This is a genomic window from Bacillus mycoides (assembly GCF_018742245.1).
GTDB classification, from domain to species: domain Bacteria; phylum Bacillota; class Bacilli; order Bacillales; family Bacillaceae_G; genus Bacillus_A; species Bacillus_A cereus_U.
The window spans coordinates 3505070-3520873 of the sequence record NZ_CP036132.1 but is presented as its reverse complement, the minus strand read 5'-3'; the positions used below and the strand labels follow the sequence as shown (position 1 = coordinate 3520873).

Genomic DNA, 15804 nt, shown 5'->3' with positions numbered 1-15804 from the left:
GGAGGAATGAAAATGAAAATTTTTGATGCGCATTGCGATGTACTCTTTCAGTTATGGAGTGCAAAGGGGAAAAAAGACTTTCAAAACGATTCACAATTACATATTACATTTGAACAATTAAAGAAAAGAAAAGGAAGTATACAATGCTTTGCTATATATGTACCAGAAACAGTAGCGTATGAAAATCGTTTTGAAGTTGCGCTGCAAATGATAGATATTTTTCATAATGAAATTTTATCGCTACCAGGAATGAAGTTTATTCAGACAAAAAACGATATTAACATGCTAAAACAGGACGAGATTGGAGCATTATTAACATTAGAAGGATGCGAAGCAATTGGAAAAGAAGCGATGAAATTACGTTTGTTTTATCGCTTAGGTGTACGTTCCTTTGGATTGACATGGAACTATGCCAATCTGCTAGCTGATGGAGCGCTAGAGGCACGTGGGGCAGGTTTAACTACATTTGGTAGACAGGTTGTACAAGAACTTAATACGTTATATTTATGGACGGATGTGTCTCACTTAAATGAAAGAAGCTTTTGGGATGTTATAGACATTGCTGAAAACCCAATTGCATCTCACTCAAACTGTTATCAACTTTGTGGGCATCCACGCAATTTAACCGATGAACAAATAAGAGCTCTTATAAAGAAAAATAGCATTATTGGTATTACTTTCGTACCACAGTTTTTAACGAATGAAAGACAAGCGAATATAGCAGATATATTAAGGCATGTGGAATATATTTGTTCATTAGGTGGAGAGAAAAATATAGGGTTTGGTTCTGATTTTGATGGGATTTTAGAAACTGTTGTAGGTGTAGAAGTATATAGGGATTATGAAAATATAATTAACCAACTTTGTAAAAAGTATAGTGAATCAATGGTAGAGCATTTTTTGTATAAAAATTTTATTGACCGTATTACTTTCTGATTATTAATTTCTAAAAAATCAGAAAAAAATTTTACTCGCGGTAATTTATTGATTTTTTTAAGACCTAATACTAGAATGGTGAACGAAATAGCATTATACTAAAGATTAAGGGAAATCAGAAGAGGCATAATTTGCGTCCATTGTAGTTTATTTGCATAAAAAATGCTAAACTAATACTGTAAAAAAATACACTACAATGAATGCAGCCAAAAGGGGTGTAGGAGATGATTAGTCAACTTTCATGGAAAGTTGGAGGCCAACAAGGTGAAGGAATTGAAAGTACAGGGGAAATCTTCTGTATTGCATTAAACCGATTAGGATATTACCTATACGGTTACCGCCACTTCTCATCACGTATTAAAGGCGGCCATACAAATAATAAAATTCGTGTAAGTACAACAGAAGTACGCGCGATCTCAGATGATTTAGATATTTTAATTGCTTTTGATCAAGAAACAATTGATTTTAACTTCCACGAACTACGTCCGGGCGGAATTGTAGTTGCGGATGCGAAATTTAATCCAACAATACCTGATAATACAGATGTAAATCTATATGTGATACCGTTTACAGATATTGCTTCAGAGTTAGGCACATCATTAATGAAAAATATGGTTGCTGTTGGGGCATCTAGTTCGGTATTAGGGTTAGACGAAACAGCTTATTTAGAGGTTGTTGAAGAAATCTTTGGTCGTAAAGGGGAGCAAGTCGTTCAAAAGAATATGGAAGCAATTAAACGCGGCTCTCAATATATGAAAGAATTGCTTGGTGAGAAAGTAAACATGATGCAGCTTGAAAAAGCTGATGGTAAGAAACGCATGTTTATGATTGGAAACGATGCAATCGCATTTGGTGCGGTAGCTGGTGGTGCTCGCTTTATGTCCGCATACCCAATCACACCTGCATCTGAAATTATGGAATATTTAATTAAAAAGTTACCGAAAGTCGGCGGAACAGTAATCCAAACTGAGGATGAAATCGCAGCTTGTACAATGGCGATCGGTGCAAACTACGCTGGTGTTCGTACATTAACAGCATCTGCTGGTCCTGGTCTTTCATTAATGATGGAAGCAATTGGTTTAGCAGGTATTACTGAAACACCACTAGTTATCATTGATACACAACGTGGTGGTCCAAGTACGGGCTTACCAACAAAACAAGAGCAGTCTGACTTAATGGCTATGATTTACGGAACGCATGGTGAAATTCCAAAAATCGTAATGGCGCCAAGTACAGTTGAAGAAGCTTTCTATGATATTGTAGAAGCGTTTAACTTAGCAGAAGAATATCAAGTGCCTGTTATCTTCTTAACAGATCTACAGCTTTCTTTAGGAAAGCAAACAGTAGAACCACTTAAGTTAGATAAAGTTGAAATTCGTCGCGGTAAGCTTGATTTAGAAATAGAATTACCAGAACGTGAAAATAAAGCATACTTCAAGCGTTATGAAGTAACAGAAGATGGAGTTTCACCACGTGTTTTACCTGGTATGAAAAATGGTATTCACCATGTTACAGGTGTAGAACATGATGAAACGGGTAAACCATCTGAATCAGCGTTAAATCGTAAAGATCAAATGGACAAACGTTTCCGTAAAATGGCGAACTTGCAGTTTAATACCCCTATTTACAAAAATGCTAAGCATGATGACGCAGACGTATTGTTAGTTGGCTTTAACTCAACTCGTGGTGCGATCGAAGAGGCAATGCAGCGTTTGGAACAAGAAGGAATGAAAGTAAACCATGCCCATGTACGTTTAATTCATCCGTTCCCAACAGCTGAAATCGATCCACTTGTGAAAAAAGCGAAGCGTGTTGTAGTAGTAGAAAACAATGCAACTGGTCAGCTTGCTAACATTATGAAAATGAATCTTGGCAATGGTGAGAAAATTTCTAGTCTTTTAAAATACGATGGAAATCCATTCTTGCCGAAAGAGATTTACAACGAATGTAAAAAAGGGGTTGTATTAAATGGCAACATTTAAGGACTTTCGTAACAGTGTAAAACCAAACTGGTGCCCAGGTTGCGGAGACTTCTCGGTGCAGGCTGCGATTCAGCGTGCGGCAGCTAACGTTGGTTTAAATCCAGATGAGCTAGCTGTTATTTCTGGTATCGGCTGTTCAGGTCGTATTTCAGGGTATATTAATTCATATGGTTTGCATAGTATTCACGGACGTGCTCTTCCGATTGCACAAGGTGTGAAAATGGCAAATCGTGATTTAACAGTTATTGCATCCGGTGGTGACGGTGATGGTTTTGCGATTGGTATGGGACATACGATCCATTCTATTCGTCGTAACATTGATATTACGTACATCGTAATGGATAACCAAATTTACGGATTAACAAAAGGTCAAACTTCACCACGTAGTGAAGCTGGATTTAAAACGAAAAGTACACCACAAGGTTCAATTGAACCATCACTAAATGTTATGGAAATGGCTTTAACAGCTGGTGCGACATTTGTGGCGCAAAGCTTTTCAAGTGATTTAAAAGAATTGACGCAAATTATTGAAGCTGGTATTAACCATAAAGGCTTTTCATTAATTAATGTATTTAGTCCATGTGTTACTTACAATAAAGTAAATACTTATGATTGGTTTAAAGAGAATTTAACGAAACTAAGTACAGTAGAAGGATATGATCCATCTAACCGCATGATGGCTATGCAAACATTAATGGAAAAGAACGGGTTAGTAACAGGTTTAATTTATCAAAATACAAAGCAGCCTTCTTACCAAGAGCTTGTAAAAGACTATAGTGAAAAGCCTTTAGTGCAAGCTGATTTAAATATGGATCAGAAAATGTTTGATGAGCTTGTTGCTGAATTTATGTAATGATCGGAGAGAAGGTTGCCACTTGGCAACCTTCTTTTTGAGTGAATAAAAATAATTAATAGATTTGTTTACTTAGAAAATTCAGAATGATAAAATAATATATAAATCGTTGTATAAAAATAGCATGTTCATTAACTGTGAAATGTAATATAGGATAAGGCTTCTTCTTCGTTAAAGTTGGCTAAAGGCTCTATACTATGATAATGTGTATAGGGATAAAGCAATATGCTTTTCAATAGGACAAGATGAAATGATAAAGTGAAACTTTAATTAGTGGGGAGGTTTATCCCCCACTAATTATTAGTTGAACCAATCGGGCAGTTACGGGCAGTTACGGGCAGTTATCTCCCACCTAACTTCCTCGTATTCGCCGAATTTTGAGGTGGGAGTCTACTGCCCGCAAATAGCGGGATAAAAGGGAATGTCTATTTGTGTGGGGAAGACTTCATTCTTACGGATGATTAGATCGATTACTCAAGTTTCAAAGGGCAAGTTATCTCTCAAGCTATCTAACATCATTGAGATGGGTCTAAGCGCATTAAAATGGACTACAGAGTGTGTATAGTTAAGGGTGAAAGGAGATTACCGATGAACGAGCAACAACGATTAGCAAGTCGACAAGCAAATTCCTCTACGAAAAAAGAAGAGAAAGATTATAGTAAATACTTTGAAAGTGTATACCAACCACCTTCCTTGAAATTGGCGAAAAAGCGTGGGAAAGAAGAAGTTAAAATTGAACGAGATTTTGGCTTACCTGAAGAGTTCCGCAATTTTGGCGCAGGAAGAAAGTTTTACATTCGTACATATGGCTGTCAAATGAATGAACATGATACAGAAGTAATGGCTGGGATTTTTACAACACTTGGATATGAGCCAACTTTTTCAACTGAAGAGGCAGATGTGATTTTATTAAATACTTGTGCAATTCGTGAAAATGCTGAAAATAAAGTGTTCGGTGAACTTGGTCATTTAAAATCATTAAAGCGAAGAAACCCGGATCTTTTAATTGGTGTATGTGGTTGTATGTCTCAAGAAGAATCTGTTGTAAATAAAATTATGCAAAAAAATCAGCATGTAGATATGGTGTTTGGTACACATAATATTCATAGATTACCGTATATCTTAAAGGACGCAATGTTCTCAAAAGAGACGGTAGTTGAAGTTTGGTCAAAAGAAGGGGATGTAATTGAAAACCTTCCGAAAGTACGTCGTGGTGATATTAAAGCTTGGGTAAATATTATGTATGGCTGTGATAAGTTCTGTACATATTGTATTGTACCGTATACACGCGGAAAAGAGCGTAGCAGACGTCCAGAAGATATTATTAAAGAAATTCGCCATTTAGCTGCGAACGGTTATAGAGAAATTACGTTACTTGGACAAAACGTAAACGCATACGGTAAAGACTTTGAAGATATACAATATGGTCTTGGCGATTTAATGGATGAACTTCGTAAAATCGATATCGCACGTATTCGTTTTACAACAAGTCATCCACGTGATTTTGATGATCATTTAATTGATGTTCTTGGAAAAGGTGGTAACCTAGTAGAACATATCCACTTACCAGTTCAATCTGGTAGTACAGATATGCTTAAAATTATGGCGCGTAAATATTCGCGAGAACACTATTTAGAGCTTGTACGAAAAATTAAAGAAACCATTCCGAATGCAGTACTAACGACTGATATTATCGTTGGTTTCCCAAATGAAACGGATGAGCAGTTTGAAGAGACGATGTCGTTATATCGTGAAGTAGGATTTGATACGGCATTTACATTTATTTATTCCCCGCGTGAAGGTACACCAGCTGCAAAAATGCAGGATAATGTGCCGATGGAAGTGAAGAAAGAGCGATTACAACGCTTAAATACACTAGTGAATGAATATGCAGTTAATAAGAATAAGCGCTATATAGGACAAATTGTAGAAGTATTAGTTGATGGAGAAAGTAAGAATAACCCTGAAGTACTTGCAGGATACACACGTACGAATAAACTTGTAAACTTTGTTGCTTCAAAATCTTTAATTGGTCAGCTTGTGAAAGTAAAAGTAACGGAAGCAAAAACTTGGTCTCTTAACGGGGAATTGGTTAAGGAACCGATTGAGGTGAAATAATAGATGAAAGTATATACGAAAGATGAAATTGTTGAGCAAGCGAAAGAATTAGCAAAAATGATCTCTGAAACAGAAGAAGTCGATTTCTTTAAGCGAGCAGAAGCACAAATTCATAAAAATGAAAATGTAAAGCGAGCAATTGAAGAAATAAAAGCTTTGCAAAAACAAGCAGTAAACTTGCAACATTATGGGAAATGGGAAGCTTTGAAAAAAGTAGAAGCTGAAATTGATGCGCTTCAAGATAAGTTGGATAATATCCCAGTTGTACAGGAGTTTAAATCTTCACAAACATATGTAAATGACTTACTACAGTTAGTTGCTAGTACCATTTCTAACAATGTAACAGATGAAATATTAGTTTCAACTGGTGGCGATGTATTGAAGGGTGAAACTGGTGCAGCGGTAGAAAGTAAAAAAGGAAATTGTGGTTGTTAAAGAGATGTCTTATTGACATCTCTTTTTTTAGTGAGTTATATTGTAAATTCTTCTCAAAAAAAAGAATGACACATTCCGCTATTGTCACGCATATGATTAAGTGAATAGTGATTGAGGAGGGTTACGAATGTCCGAATTTAGAGAGATTATTACAAAAGCAGTGGTTGGAAAAGGACGTAAGTATACAAAGTCAACGCATACATGTGAATCGAATAATGAGCCAACAAGTATTTTAGGGTGCTGGGTAATTAACCATTCGTACGAAGCGAGAAAGAATGGGAAACATGTGGAAATTGAAGGTTTCTATGATGTAAACACTTGGTATTCATTTGATGGAAACACAAAGACTGAAGTTGTAACAGAACGTGTTAACTACAATGATGAAGTAAGCATTGGTTATCGTGACAAAAACTTTTCTGGTGACGATTTAGAAATTATCGCTCGTGTAATTCAGCCGCCAAATTGTTTAGAAGCTCTTGTATCGCCAAATGGTAATAAAATTGTTGTGACGGTAGAACGTGAATTTGTAACAGAAGTAGTTGGGGAAACGAAAATTTGTGTAAGTGTAAATCCTGAAGGTTGCGTAGAATCAGACGAGGATTTCCAAGTCGATGATGATGAGTTTGAAGAATTAGATCCGAACTTTATCGTTGACGCAGAAGAAGAGTAAGAGAAAGCTAGGGAGAAGTTCTTCCTAGCTTTTTACAGTACATAAGTGGTGCTGAATGACCATGATTCCTTATGAAATGTGCTATAATGAGGAAAGACTCCTGGAATAGGAGATATGGGTGTCCGTGAAGTGTGACATATATGAATATAGATTATTATGTAAGAATTATGGAGGAAAGACATGACGCAATATACGCCTATGATACAGCAATACTTAAAGGTTAAGGCAGACTATCAAGATGCCTTTTTATTTTTCCGATTAGGTGATTTTTATGAAATGTTCTTTGAGGATGCGGTTAAAGCAGCTCATGAACTTGAAATTACATTAACGAGCCGAGATGGTGGTAGTAGTGATCGTATACCGATGTGCGGTGTACCGCATCATGCAGCTAAAAATTATATTGAACAACTTGTTGAAAAAGGATATAAAGTAGCTGTTTGTGAGCAAGTGGAAGATCCAAAAACAGCTAAAGGTGTAGTGCGCCGTGAAGTAGTACAACTAATTACGCCAGGAACGATGATGGAAGGGCGTACAATAGACGAGAAAGAGAATAACTTCTTAGCAGCATTAACACATTTCGAAGATGGATCTTATGCGCTAGCTTGCAATGACTTAACGACTGGACAAAATACAGTGACGTTGTTAACAGGTTCAGTAGAAGATATTTTATTAGAAGTGTATGCAACTGGTTCAAAAGAAATTGTTGTAGATTCTACATTTTCAAAAGATGAATTAAATAAATTAACTGAAACATTAAAAATGACGATTTCGTATGAAGATGCAACAACTATTCCAGAAGGATTAGAACATCTTGTGAAAAATGTTTCCCAAGCAAAATTAATTAAAGCAATTGGACGCTTATTTAACTATGTGATAAGAACACAAAAACGTTCGTTAGATCACTTGCAACCAGTAGAAATTTATTACACGAATCAATTTATGAAAATTGATGTGCATTCAAAACGCAATTTAGAGTTAACAGAGACTCTTCGCACGAAGGAAAAGACAGGCTCATTATTATGGCTATTAGACAAAACAAAAACGGCTATGGGTGGGCGTATGTTAAAACAGTGGATGGAACGTCCACTTATCCAGAAAGAAAAAGTTGAAGAGCGTTTAGAAATGGTTGAAACGTTTGTAAATGATTACTTTTTACGTGAAGATTTAAAAGAAAAGTTAAAAGAAGTATATGATTTAGAGCGTTTAGCAGGGAAAGTTGCATTTGGTAATGTAAATGCACGGGACTTATTACAGTTAAGACGTTCTTTACTGCAAGTACCAGCTATTTTAGAAGCGATTAGTCTTTTAGATAATGCTTATGCAGCAAGGTTAATTCAAGGTGCGGATCCGTGTGAGAGCTTAACTGAATTACTAGGAAGAAGTATTCAAGAAAACCCACCGCTTTCTATTAAAGATGGAGATATTATTAAAGACGGTTATAATGACAAGCTTGATCAATATCGTTACGTTAGTAAAAACGGAAAAACGTGGATTGCTGAGCTTGAAAAACGAGAGCGTGATATTACAGGGGTTAAATCATTAAAAATTGGGTACAACCGTATTTTCGGCTACTACATTGAAGTGACGAAGGCGAATCTTGCAGCACTTCCAGAAGGGCGCTATGAGCGTAAACAAACACTTGCAAATGCAGAACGTTTCATAACAGATGAACTAAAAGAAAAAGAAACATTAATCTTAGAAGCAGAAGAGAAAATTGTACAATTAGAATACGATTTATTTACAGCACTTCGCGAAGAAGTAAAAGTATTCATACCGAAATTGCAACACTTAGCGAAAGTAATTAGTGAACTAGACGTACTGCAAAGCTTTGCGACAGTTAGTGAAGAAGAGCAGTTTGTAAAACCTGTTTTAACAACTAAGCGCGAAATCTTTATTAAAGATGGTCGTCATCCTGTCGTTGAAAAAGTATTGAACGGGAAATTGTATGTACCGAATGATTGTATTATGCCGGAGAAGATGGATGTCTTTTTAATTACAGGACCGAACATGTCTGGTAAAAGTACGTATATGAGACAATTAGCACTTGTTACTGTTATGTCACAAATTGGTTGCTTTGTACCAGCGACCGAAGCAGTATTACCTGTCTTCGATCAAATCTTTACGAGAATTGGTGCAGCAGATGATTTAATCTCAGGTCAAAGTACATTTATGGTTGAAATGTTAGAAGCGAAAAATGCAATTGCAAATGCATCAGAAAGAAGTTTAATTTTATTCGATGAAATAGGACGCGGTACATCTACGTACGATGGTATGGCACTTGCACAAGCAATCATTGAACATATTCATGACCAAATTGGTGCGAAAACATTATTCTCTACACATTATCATGAATTAACAGTGTTAGAAGAAAGTTTAGACCAACTAAAGAATGTACATGTTTCAGCAATTGAAGAGAATGGAAAAGTAGTTTTCCTTCATAAAATTCAAGATGGAGCGGCTGATAAAAGTTACGGAATTCACGTTGCTCAACTTGCCGAGCTTCCAGATAGCTTAATCGCTCGCGCGAAAGAAGTGTTAGCGCAACTAGAGGGACAAGAAGAAATTATTATTCCGAAACGAGTAGAAGTGAAAGTGAAAGTGCAAGAAGTTGCTCCAGAACCAGTTGTTGTAAAAGAAGAACCGGCAAAAATACAAGAAGAGAAAGAAGAAGAATCACAACTATCTTTCTTTGGAGGAGAACAGTCTTCGAAAAAACAAGACAAGCCTGTGCTCGATCAAAAAGAAACGGCAGTACTTGCACAAATTAAAAAGATTGATTTACTCGATATGACACCTTTAGAAGCGATGAACGAACTGTATCGCCTACAAAAAAAGTTAAAGAAAGGATGAGTAAGTAGATGGGGAAAATTCGCAAACTCGATGACCAACTCTCTAACTTAATTGCGGCAGGGGAAGTAGTAGAGCGCCCTGCCTCAGTCGTAAAAGAACTCGTGGAAAATTCCATCGATGCGAATAGTACATCTATTGAAATCCACTTAGAAGAAGCTGGATTATCGAAAATTCGCATCATTGATAATGGAGATGGCATTGCAGAAGAAGATTGTATCGTTGCATTTGAACGCCACGCAACGAGCAAAATTAAAGATGAAAATGATTTATTTCGTATAAGAACGCTCGGTTTCCGCGGAGAGGCCCTGCCGAGTATTGCTTCTGTAAGTGAATTAGAATTAATCACAAGCACAGGTGATGCGCCTGGTACACACCTTATTATTAAAGGTGGAGACATTATAAGACAAGAGAAAACGGCGAGCCGAAAAGGAACAGATATTACAGTACAAAACTTATTCTTTAATACACCAGCGCGCCTTAAATATATGAAAACTATTCATACAGAGCTTGGGAACATTACAGATATCGTGTATCGTATTGCAATGTCTCATCCAGAAGTATCGTTAAAACTGTTTCATAATGAAAAGAAATTGCTTCACACATCAGGAAACGGTGATGTAAGACAAGTACTTGCATCGATTTACAGCATTCAAGTTGCGAAGAAGCTGATTCCGATTGAAGCTGAGTCTCTAGACTTTACCATTAAAGGTTATGTAACATTGCCTGAAGTAACGAGAGCGTCTCGTAACTATATGTCAACGATTGTAAATGGCCGTTACGTTCGAAATTTCGTATTAATGAAAGCAATTCAGCAAGGATATCATACGTTACTGCCAATCGGACGATACCCAATCGGCTTCTTATCAATTGAAATGGATCCAATGCTTGTTGATGTCAACGTACATCCAGCAAAATTAGAAGTTCGCTTTAGTAAAGAACAAGAATTGCTAAAACTTATCGAAGAAACATTGCAAGATACATTCAAAAAAATACAGCTCATTCCAGATGCAGGAGTAACAACGAAGAAAAAAGAAAAAGACGAAAGTGTGCAAGGGCAGTTCCAGTTTGAGCATACAAAACCGAAAGAACCGCCAATGCCCAACATCGTTTTACCGACTGGAATGGATGAGAAACAAGAAGAAACAACGACTGTAAAACAGCCAGCGCAACTTTGGCAACCGCCGAAGCAAGAATGGCAGCCACCACAGTCGCTGGTAAGAGAAGAAGAAGGCTGGCAACCAACTACTACTAAACCGATAATCGAAGAACCGATCAGGGAAGAAAAATCATGGAACAGTAATGAAGAGGATTTTGAATTAGAGGAATTGGAAGAAGAAGTTGGAGAAATAAAAGAGATTGAAATGAACGGTAATGACTTACCACCGCTTTATCCAATTGGCCAAATGCACGGAACATATATTTTTGCTCAAAATGATAAAGGGTTATATATGATCGACCAGCACGCAGCGCAGGAACGCATCAATTATGAATATTTCCGTGATAAAGTGGGACGAGTTACGCAAGAAGTACAAGAATTACTTGTACCGTATCGTATTGATTTATCTCTTACCGAATTTTTACGTGTCGAAGAGCAGTTAGAAGAACTAAAAAAAGTTGGACTATTTTTGGAGCAATTCGGCCATCAATCCTTTATCGTCCGTTCGCACCCAACGTGGTTCCCGAAAGGACAAGAAACAGAAATTATCGATGAAATGATGGAGCAAGTTGTCAAACTAAAAAAAGTAGATATTAAAAAACTACGAGAAGAAGCAGCCATCATGATGAGCTGTAAAGCTTCCATAAAAGCAAATCAATATTTAACGAACGATCAAATATTTGCTTTACTTGAAGAACTTCGTACGACGACAAACCCGTATACATGTCCGCATGGAAGACCGATTCTGGTGCATCATTCTACTTATGAATTGGAGAAGATGTTTAAGAGGGTTATGTAGGGGAAGTTGTTTTCTTCTAAAATGTTTTGGATTTAATAAAGATAAAGTTAGATTGCAAAGGGAGCAACAGTAATTAGTTGCTCTCTTTTTTTATGTAGATTTGTTATTGTTCAATGAGTGTGAAGCAGTTTAGTTTTGAAATAAGAATTGGAAAGAGTATTTAAGAGGTTATAAAGGTATTTTGTTTTTAGTATTTATTCATTTTTGAAGGAATTAATTTCTTGACTATGGTTACTTTATCCTGTTATCAAATCCTACTAAGAATGAAAAAAGCGTGCTATATCAGCACTTTTAAAAAGGAAAGTTTTCTAGTAAACTCTCCTTTTTAAAGGGTGTGTGAGCTGAAAAATCAAGATTTAGACACTACTTAAAACGTAACTGTGCATGGTCACAATGATGCTCTATAGAATTATTTATTTTTGTTATTATTAATTTTTTCAGTATATAGAACTTTTTCTTTGTAATGTTTTGTTATTGGAAAATTATGTGTACCTGTACCATTTTTGTATTGTTTATAAACTGGGTTTTTTATGGGGATTGTTGTAGTTTCGGTAAATTCATATGGGTAATTTATTTTAGATTTATCTTCAAACATGAGAATGCCTCCTTTTTAGGATTTCCTAAGTTCTTTACTATAACATGATATGCATATATATTTTTTTGGACTAGTTATTTATAAATATTAATGGAATTTAATTACATAGATACTGAAATATTTTAAAGGGATGTGGCATCTCGGTCCATCTAAAAACCATTATTTGGTAGGTTATTTTATTTATCAACGAAGGAAACGTCGCATATATATTCAATATAGATTGTTTTTATAATGTATTCTATATGTTATATTCCTAATAATTTAATGTGGATATTATACTCGTATTAAGCTATTAGGAACATTTAATATTGTTTCACAACTGAAAGGGAATTGAAAAAGAACTGAAACTTTTCTCATAAAAATTCAATCTTACTTGAAAAATGAAAGGAAAATGAAATTTTCCAAAAGGAATTCTTTGTTAAGATAAAAAGCATACATACAAAAAAGTATTGACATATCTCGAAAAATGTATTTTCGAGATATAGTGGGGGAAAAGATGAGATTAGAAAAACAATTAATAAAAAAGATGTATTATGAAACATTCTTAATGGAGAATGAAACACACCCACCTCTTCAAGTACTTGGAGAAGCTTATGTAAACGAAGAAAAAAATGAGATTTCTGATGGATCTTATATTCGTTTTGCACAAGGTGAATTTTATTATCACCATCAAGATTTTGAAGCAGCTATTTTTAAATGGGAGAAAGTTAGTAATGAATTAGCGCCATGGGCACAAAAAAATATTGCGGATGCTTACTTCGAACTTAACCAATTACCAGTTGCTGAAAATGTGTATACTTCCATTACTACTGATAACAAAATACTTATGACCGAAATTGTACTGCAATTACTGTCTCTTTACATCGAGCAAAATAATTTTGATTCAGCTTTCGCTGTTATAAAAGAAGCGGTTTCTTTAAATCCCGATTATCCAAGCGTCACAACAATTGCACGTTCCTTTTATGAAGAACAGCAAGATTTTGATAGTGCAGTAGAGCTTGCTGTGAACGAGTTAATTCGAACAGAATCTTATCCGTGGTTTGAGGTTCTAAAAGAATATATCGATAAAGGATTTACTAAAAATATTTCACCAGATTATTTTTATACAGTATTAGTTACATTAAATAATGTAGATCAAGTGCAATTTACACAAATGGTTTCATCACTTTGGCACAGCTATAAAGATGAACAAAATTACTTATTATGGCTTAACACAATAAATGAATTTTTCATACATATCGAAATGCATTCGTCCGATATATGGGACGAAATTTCTTCTCTTTACGAAGAAACATACTTTGAATTAATTCAAGGTCAATATATGCTTAGACAATTACACGATATTATTCCAAATCTGTTAACAAATTGGTTAAAGGTAGTCAATCCCTCTCATGCTGTATTTCCATCTGCAGCAGTATTGGCATGGGATGAGATTTTTCCTTCCAAAATAGATTCAGCGGATATAAAATATGCGGAAAACCTACTGTCATATTCTATTAATCATGTGAATGGCTTAGAGTATAGTTTACATCTTTTTGAATCTATTACAGGGTGGGCACAAGAACATGATTTAGAAATGGGTCACCGATTTAGCTGGTTAGTAGGCGAGCTTGCAGATTTAAAAACAAATCGCGTATTAGTAACTGGAACTTCAGGAAACGGAAAAGCGTCATTTATTAACTCTATTTTAGGAGAAAATATATTAGAAAACTCAATCTCAAATGTAGTTGTTTTTAAAAATGACGCTTATACAGAAATTAACGCTATAACAGATTCGGAAATTACAACAACTGAGAATTTCTCTGATTTCCATAACATGATGGCAGTGCACCGTCAAACATATAGAGATAGAGCATGTATTGAATTTAAATTACCATGCAGATTTTTAAGTAAAAACAAACTTACATTCGTTGTTACACCTAGCTTTAATAGGAACAATGACGCGAGAGATGAGGTGTTTGAATATTTAAACTCTGTAGATGAATTATTATTCGTATTGAATACGGATTCACCTTTTACTGACAAAGAACGTGACATTCTATTAAGTATTCAAGAACATACACCAAATCTACAAGTTCATTTCTTATTGAATAAAATCGATAACATTTACAATGAAGCAGAAGCAAAAAGAGTTATACAAGATACGCAAGTGAGAATAAACACATATTTCCCTAATGCAAGAATTTTCCCTTATTCTTCGTTATATACAAATAGTAAACAACTAAACGATTTAACTGAGTTTATTCATTTTAACTTTAACCATAAAAATATCGATGCAGAACGTACTGAAAAGCTATTATTTTTCATTCGAAAAACAATTACATATCTTTTGGATAAACGCGTTGAGAGGGAAAATAATCTAGTGGATTCTATTAATTGGAATGAAGATATGTTAGTTAAACTAAATGGTTGTATTAATAACCTTACTGCTTTTGAGAAGGAAAAAATTCATTTAATTACAGAATCATATCGTACAATGAAAAATGAAATTACTAATGATCTTACAGAACATATTCCGAAACTATTGCAGAGTTGTTCCGATTTAATTAGTGAAGAAAGCGATTTTGGTCACATTGATATTGAACTAAACACAGCGATGAATGAAAGAGTGCAACAATATCTAGAACAAACTGTATTACCTAATCTTGCTCGCTCTATGCAAAATTGGATTGCGACTTCTAATAACGAGCTCCTTCAAAGTCAATTGTACTTAGAAGAAACCAGTGAAGGACTTAATTCTTTATTTGGAGAAAATCGAATACAGTTAGAATGTGACTTTAAAGTAATTGATGACTGGCGCAGAGATACTGATAGAATGACAACTAGAATACAAATGGAAGAAGTAAATATTTTACGCCGATTTACACCAGCACAATTTTTACTGAAAAGTGCCGGTAAATTATTTGGAGTTCTTCCTAAAAATAAAGCTATGCTATATAACAAATACAAACAGTATTTAGAAAATGAAGATTATACCGATGTAACGGCTTCTATTATGAAGAAATTTTTCTTGCAGTTTGAGCTGTTTGAAAACACACAAGAGCGGGATATTAATATGTTCTTTAGAAATCCATTTGGCGCGTTGGAACAAGCTGTAGAAAATACTCATTTAGAAATAAAAGAAAAACAAGATAAGCTGCATAAAATGAAATCAAACCCTGAAGTTTATCATGATCCTATAAAGCTCTTTGAATTGAGATTACGTCAATGTGAAGTAATCTTGAATATAGGTGAGGATAATTCCTATACAGATTTACCTTTAGAAACAATTATAGAATAAACGTAAAGTAACTCCAAAATATACAATAAAAGTTGATTTTGGAGTTGTTTTTTGTTTACATCTGTATAATATGTATGTTCTTTTTAATAGCAGATTGCATCATGTGTTATAAGAAAAGTAATAGGGAAAA

10 protein-coding genes are annotated in these 15804 nt (G+C 35.0%); 9 read left to right on the top strand and 1 reads right to left on the bottom strand.

The window, feature by feature from the left end:
• Nucleotides 1–12: 12 nt before the first annotated feature.
• The 8 genes from EXW56_RS17910 to mutL all read left to right on the top strand — a co-directional run bounded on the left by EXW56_RS17910 (nucleotide 13) and on the right by mutL (nucleotide 11799).
• Nucleotides 13–936, top strand: a complete 924-nt coding sequence (locus EXW56_RS17910) for a dipeptidase (protein ID WP_215596828.1) — start codon at nucleotides 13–15, stop codon at nucleotides 934–936.
• Nucleotides 937–1160: 224 nt separating this feature from the next.
• Entirely contained in the window at nucleotides 1161–2918 is a 1758-nt protein-coding gene (locus tag EXW56_RS17905) for a 2-oxoacid:acceptor oxidoreductase subunit alpha (protein ID WP_002111328.1), read from the top strand.
• Nucleotides 2905–3771, top strand: a complete 867-nt coding sequence (locus tag EXW56_RS17900; RefSeq protein ID WP_002088040.1) for a 2-oxoacid:ferredoxin oxidoreductase subunit beta — start codon at nucleotides 2905–2907, stop codon at nucleotides 3769–3771. Before EXW56_RS17905 ends, EXW56_RS17900 begins: the two co-directional genes overlap by 14 nt.
• 588 nt (nucleotides 3772–4359) lie before the next feature.
• Complete coding sequence (gene miaB / locus EXW56_RS17895; RefSeq protein ID WP_002146135.1) at nucleotides 4360–5889, top strand: tRNA (N6-isopentenyl adenosine(37)-C2)-methylthiotransferase MiaB; 1530 nt, start codon at nucleotides 4360–4362, stop codon at nucleotides 5887–5889.
• Between the two features lie 3 nt (nucleotides 5890–5892).
• Entirely contained in the window at nucleotides 5893–6324 is a 432-nt protein-coding gene (locus tag EXW56_RS17890; RefSeq protein ID WP_002199557.1) for a YlbF/YmcA family competence regulator, read from the top strand.
• Between the two features lie 127 nt (nucleotides 6325–6451).
• Nucleotides 6452–6994, top strand: coding sequence for an outer spore coat protein CotE (gene cotE, locus EXW56_RS17885; RefSeq protein ID WP_002014610.1), 543 nt, complete (start codon nucleotides 6452–6454; stop codon nucleotides 6992–6994).
• Nucleotides 6995–7174: 180 nt separating this feature from the next.
• Nucleotides 7175–9844, top strand: coding sequence for a DNA mismatch repair protein MutS (gene mutS / locus EXW56_RS17880; RefSeq protein ID WP_098988366.1), 2670 nt, complete (start codon nucleotides 7175–7177; stop codon nucleotides 9842–9844).
• An 8-nt stretch (nucleotides 9845–9852) separates the two neighbouring features.
• Nucleotides 9853–11799, top strand: a complete 1947-nt coding sequence (gene mutL / locus EXW56_RS17875; protein WP_002111325.1) for a DNA mismatch repair endonuclease MutL — start codon at nucleotides 9853–9855, stop codon at nucleotides 11797–11799.
• Between the two features lie 409 nt (nucleotides 11800–12208).
• Here mutL and EXW56_RS17870 read toward each other — a convergent pair whose 3' ends face one another.
• A complete protein-coding gene (locus EXW56_RS17870) occupies nucleotides 12209–12394 on the bottom strand; it encodes a hypothetical protein (protein WP_002111324.1) in 186 nt (61 codons plus the stop codon).
• Between the two features lie 496 nt (nucleotides 12395–12890).
• Here EXW56_RS17870 and EXW56_RS17865 point away from each other — a divergent pair, with 496 nt between their 5' ends.
• Nucleotides 12891–15674 carry a dynamin family protein gene (locus EXW56_RS17865; RefSeq protein ID WP_098988365.1) on the top strand — a complete coding sequence of 928 codons (2784 nt, stop codon included), beginning with the start codon at nucleotides 12891–12893 and terminating at the stop codon, nucleotides 15672–15674.
• Nucleotides 15675–15804: the final 130 nt, after the last annotated feature.

Coding starts and splice junctions, on each gene's coding strand:
- EXW56_RS17910 (WP_215596828.1), top strand. CDS start 13: ATGAAAATTTTTGATGCGCATTGCGATGTACTCTTTCAGTTATGGAGT.
- EXW56_RS17905 (WP_002111328.1), top strand. CDS start 1,161: ATGATTAGTCAACTTTCATGGAAAGTTGGAGGCCAACAAGGTGAAGGA.
- EXW56_RS17900 (WP_002088040.1), top strand. CDS start 2,905: ATGGCAACATTTAAGGACTTTCGTAACAGTGTAAAACCAAACTGGTGC.
- miaB (WP_002146135.1), top strand. CDS start 4,360: ATGAACGAGCAACAACGATTAGCAAGTCGACAAGCAAATTCCTCTACG.
- EXW56_RS17890 (WP_002199557.1), top strand. CDS start 5,893: ATGAAAGTATATACGAAAGATGAAATTGTTGAGCAAGCGAAAGAATTA.
- cotE (WP_002014610.1), top strand. CDS start 6,452: ATGTCCGAATTTAGAGAGATTATTACAAAAGCAGTGGTTGGAAAAGGA.
- mutS (WP_098988366.1), top strand. CDS start 7,175: ATGACGCAATATACGCCTATGATACAGCAATACTTAAAGGTTAAGGCA.
- mutL (WP_002111325.1), top strand. CDS start 9,853: ATGGGGAAAATTCGCAAACTCGATGACCAACTCTCTAACTTAATTGCG.
- EXW56_RS17870 (WP_002111324.1), bottom strand. CDS start 12,394: ATGTTTGAAGATAAATCTAAAATAAATTACCCATATGAATTTACCGAA.
- EXW56_RS17865 (WP_098988365.1), top strand. CDS start 12,891: ATGAGATTAGAAAAACAATTAATAAAAAAGATGTATTATGAAACATTC.